The organism is Streptomyces mabaensis (assembly GCF_053763515.1).
Genome location: NZ_JBSOPZ010000077.1, coordinates 1 through 3276, shown reverse-complemented (window position 1 = coordinate 3276; position 3276 = coordinate 1). Strand labels below are relative to the sequence as shown.

Sequence of the window (3276 nt, the reverse complement as noted above, 5' to 3'; positions counted from 1 at the left end):
CGGACCCGCCACCTACCGCACAAGCCAGGACAACCCCTTGCCACCAGCACGAATGCGTTAACTACCCGGCCTTGGGCGTTGACCCCGGATCTTGGACACCGGAGAGACTTGGATCTTGATCGTCCAGGGGAACGGAGTCCCCTCTCAGACCCCGTGGCCGAATCTCACGAACCGTGGCCACTCAATGGCCAATTGGCCACGAATCTGAGACTGGCCGGTCAGGGCTCTCGGCACCATCACCCACAAGGGTGATGGTGCCACCCTCACCGGGCAAGGCCCCGTAGTGGTGGACGTCAAGCCGCTGCGCCGGGTGTCCAAGCCCGAGGTGGCCTTCACCTTCGACTGGACGCGCAGGGCGGTGGAGTCGCGCGGCTGGCAGTACGAGGTCTGTAGCGAGCCGCCACCGGCGGAGTTGGAGAACATTTTTCTGGCCGGCTATCGCCGGTCCTGGCTGTTCGGCAGCGATCTCCTGGACGGGCTTCGTGGCGCCGATCTCGATGGTGTTCTGTTGGGGCAGATCACGAGCCGGATTCCGGGATACGCCGAGCCACAAGTGCGCTCTGCTGTGCACGATTTGCTCTGGGCCCATGAGCTCCTCGTGGATCTCGATTGCCCGCTCGACCCGTCTCGGGTGTGCCGGAGGTCGGCATGAGCGGCGCTGGAGCAAGGGCTGGGGTCGGTACGCGGCTCCGCTACGACGGAGAGACTGTCGAGGCGGTGCAGATGGCTGCGACCACGGCGGGCAATGAAGTGGTCCTGAAGGACGGCCCGGGGCGGTCTGCTGCGGCTGTCGCTCGCGGAATTGCTGTTCTCCGACCGGTCCGTCGTCATCCCTGATGAACCGGGGCCGGCGGCCGACGACGACGTAGAGATCGCGTCTGTGGTGCTGGGGCAGCTGGGGGCGTCGGAGCGGTCGAAGTTCCTGGAGCGGGCCGAACACGTGCGAGAAGTCATCACAGGCTTCCGGTCGGGGAGTTCGGAGCTGGCGCGGGACGGCGAGCCCCGTCCGGAATACACCCCTCGGCAAGCGGGTCGTCAGGGCCGCAACGGCTTGGCTTTCCGCACCGTGACACCGATGGGACTCGGAACGTAGGGTCGGCTCAGGCGGCACCGTGGTCACGGTGGAGGCCGTCCACCCCAACAGGACCCGCTGTCAGCCCCAACTGGCAGAGTGCCCAGCCATGGACACCTCTGAGTTCTGGACCATCATCGAGGCCGCCCGCTCGGCCAGTGCACCAGACGGGCCTTTTGCGGAAGCCCTGGTTGATGAGCTGGCCGCCCGTACCAAGGACGACATCCTTCGCTACCAGGAATGCTTCGACGATGTGCATGACGCTGTGTACCGATGGGACATGTGGGCTGCCGCCTACCTCATCGGCGGCGGCTGCTCGGACGACAGCTTCATGGACTTCCGCGCCGGCCTGATCGCGCTGGGCCGCGACTGGTACGACAAGGCAGCGGCTCGCCCGGACACTCTTGCTGAGAACCCGGCGGTGATCGCCGCCGCGGAGGTGCACCGTGACGAGGCTCTCTTCTACGAGGAGGTCAACTACGCCGCCAGCGAGGCGTTCAAGCGCGTCACCGGCGATGAAGAGGACTTCTACGAGGCCTGGGACGCATACAGAGCCACCCGGGACAGTTCCGAACAGGGCTCCGAAGACATGGGTGAAGACTTCGACTTTGACGACCCCGATGAGATGCGAAGTCGACTTCCGCAGCTTGCCGCCCTCTACCTCCGTGACACCGAGCAGTGAGCGGTCGGATGATCGACGCTCGGACTGGGAAGGCACAATCGGCGCATGTCTGAGACCTTTGCCGACGTGGGACACGTCAACGCGCCGTCGGGTGTACTGGTGCTCGGCATGGCCGGGTGGATCGACGAGTGGCGGAAACTGGGTCAGCCCCTGTCCGAGCGCGCCAGGACGGCCGTGGCGTCGGGAGGGGCCCACTTTCGTGAGTGGTTGTGCGAGGCGGTCGCGGTTCCGGCAGCCAGCGAGCGCCCGTTGACGGTGCGGGCGAGTACCTCGCCGTCTCCGTTCGACGAGGGGCCGACGATCGCGACCCTGGAGGTCAGTCTCGGTCTTCCATGGCCTGAGACCGCGGATCGGACAGTGGCGGTCCAGCTCGGAGACCTGCCCGTTGACCGGTGCGGCATGGTCGTCGGTGACGCCGTAGGGCTGGACGCGTGGACGGGAATGGACGACGAGCCGGCCGATGGGCTGGCCGATGTCTCGTACTGGGGCCGTTACGAGGACGACGCATACGCGCAGTTCGGCGGTGAGCGGATCGCGCAGTACGGTGTCGACGGAACACACGGGTGGCTGGACCTCCCGGTGGCTGAGGCGGTCGTACGCGAGGCCGAACTCATCTCCTGGCGTGACCGCCTCCACGGCAAGGGCCTCGTGGTCTCGATCGACAAGCACACCGATTTCCATCGCTTCCGGCGGGCCGGGTGGCACCATCCGCTTCGCGTCGGCGCGATCGAGGTCGGAGGTTGCCAGGTGCTCGGCATCGATTGGGACCAAGGCGACCACTCGATCAGGCACGGCGGGGAGCGGGACGCCGGCCAGGTCTATCCGGTCACGCTCGAAGCCGACAGGGAGGGAGAGATGGTGATGCGGTGGACCATCCCGCCCTACGACTTCGACGACGAACAGGAGCGATGAGTTCAGATCTGGGGATCCGTCACCGTCGTGAGACTGAACAACTCCGACAGACGGTGAGACAGTTTTGAGACTCCAGGTCACAGCGGTGACCTGTGACACGAATCGCGAGATCCTACAGCCGGGCTGCGAGTCCTCGCAGCCCGGCCCGTTTGCGTGCCCAAGGGTCAGAGCAGGTGGTCCGCCTTGCCGGCCTTGATGTCACGGATCAGGTTCCGCAGGGCCTCGCGGCTGTCGGTGAGGTAACGGTCCTCCTCGCCGAGGATGGCGATGTAGCCGTTGCCTTCGCCATCGGTTCCCAGCCGGAAGCAGTTCGCCCCCTCGCCGCACAGAGCGTCTTCCCAGTGAATCTCCGGCATGTCCCTCTCCTAGAGTCGGCGGGCGAGGTCGCGGATGAAGTCGCGTGACCCCTCCGGCGGCAAAGCGCGGGATTCCAGCTCGTCCAGCTGGGCCCGGTACTTCGCGAGCTGTATGTCCGCGTCCACGAACTCGGGCCCATGGGTTGCGTCGAGTTCGACAGCATCGAGTTGGGGAACCTTGTCGGCGTACACGTGAACGTCCCCACCCGCGTACGGATGAACGTCCCCAGTTCTTGATGCCTTGAAGGGACACC

The 3276-nt window shown here is 65.8% G+C and carries 5 protein-coding genes; 3 read left to right on the top strand and 2 right to left on the bottom strand.

What is annotated here, in order from left to right; translation table 11 throughout:
- Positions 1 to 283: 283 nt before the first annotated feature.
- From ACWV17_RS33745 to ACWV17_RS33735, 3 genes are all read left to right on the top strand, one after another.
- Positions 284 to 652, top strand: coding sequence for a hypothetical protein (locus ACWV17_RS33745; protein WP_455362658.1), 369 nt, complete (start codon positions 284 to 286; stop codon positions 650 to 652).
- 529 nt (positions 653 to 1181) lie between these two features.
- Positions 1182 to 1754, top strand: coding sequence for a DUF4240 domain-containing protein (locus tag ACWV17_RS33740; protein ID WP_455362657.1), 573 nt, complete (start codon positions 1182 to 1184; stop codon positions 1752 to 1754).
- A gap of 45 nt (positions 1755 to 1799) precedes the next feature.
- The gene (locus ACWV17_RS33735; RefSeq protein ID WP_455362656.1) at positions 1800 to 2666 is read left to right on the top strand and encodes a hypothetical protein; all 867 of its coding nucleotides are present in this window, start codon (positions 1800 to 1802) and stop codon (positions 2664 to 2666) included.
- Between the two features lie 164 nt (positions 2667 to 2830).
- Here the strand turns inward: ACWV17_RS33735 and ACWV17_RS33730 are convergent, their stop codons facing one another.
- Positions 2831 to 3022 (bottom strand): hypothetical protein, encoded by a 192-nt coding sequence (locus tag ACWV17_RS33730; RefSeq protein ID WP_455362655.1) that lies wholly within the window; start codon positions 3020 to 3022, stop codon positions 2831 to 2833.
- A gap of 9 nt (positions 3023 to 3031) precedes the next feature.
- Positions 3032 to 3276 (bottom strand): Scr1 family TA system antitoxin-like transcriptional regulator (locus ACWV17_RS33725; protein ID WP_455362654.1); only part of this gene is annotated, 245 nt, incomplete at its 5' end.

What these genes read in the sequence shown, in the direction of transcription:
- ACWV17_RS33740 (WP_455362657.1), top strand. Translation starts at nt 1,182, where the DNA reads ATGGACACCTCTGAGTTCTGGACCATCATCGAGGCCGCCCGCTCGGCC.
- ACWV17_RS33735 (WP_455362656.1), top strand. Translation starts at nt 1,800, where the DNA reads ATGTCTGAGACCTTTGCCGACGTGGGACACGTCAACGCGCCGTCGGGT.
- ACWV17_RS33730 (WP_455362655.1), bottom strand. Translation starts at nt 3,022, where the DNA reads ATGCCGGAGATTCACTGGGAAGACGCTCTGTGCGGCGAGGGGGCGAAC.